At 35.6% G+C, this 564-nt stretch carries 1 pseudogene; it reads right to left on the minus strand.

The features are described from left to right. A pseudogene (locus tag IEW67_RS18020) lies at positions 1-420 on the minus strand (integrase); the annotation flags it as partial. Between the last annotated feature and the right edge of the window lie 144 nt (positions 421-564).

Consider the following 564-nt stretch of genomic DNA (forward strand, 5'->3'; position numbering starts at 1 on the left):
ATGGAGATACAATTTGTTGTTATTTATAGTGTCTTCTGACAACCCTTGCGTGTTTCTGTAGGCTAAAAAATCTTGTATCAGATTTCCTATTTCACCTTCAAATTTATATTCCTTTCGAACAGATCGGAATCTTATCATACCAGTGGTTTGGTACTCGGTGAGCACATTGGTGCTCCTTATTACGTCCTTTTCTTTCCTACTAAGATCTGTATACGGCCTTTTGTTCAATACGCTTGATATGAATGCATCGCCTGCCATCGCATCATAGAATTCCATTTGGTGCTCTTTCATGAATTCCTTCAGTAATTTCCACCCTCTTTGATAAACCCCAATTGTTACTTTGTGGTATGAAAGACTGTTAAAATAAGTCTCCACCTCCGCCATAAGCTCACACAATGTTTGCCTTTTTTGATTTTCCACGATAATAACCTCCCAATATTTATAGTAGGCATTCGCCTATCTTTAATATCGGGTGATAATGTAAAGTAAATCAATAGGCAATATTGACCAATTTAGGAACATATTGATTTACTTTACATTATCATTTACTATACATAACCTTTG

This window comes from Lentibacillus kapialis, from assembly GCF_014646635.1.
In the GTDB taxonomy this organism is placed as follows: domain Bacteria; phylum Bacillota; class Bacilli; order Bacillales; family Amphibacillaceae; genus Lentibacillus; species Lentibacillus kapialis.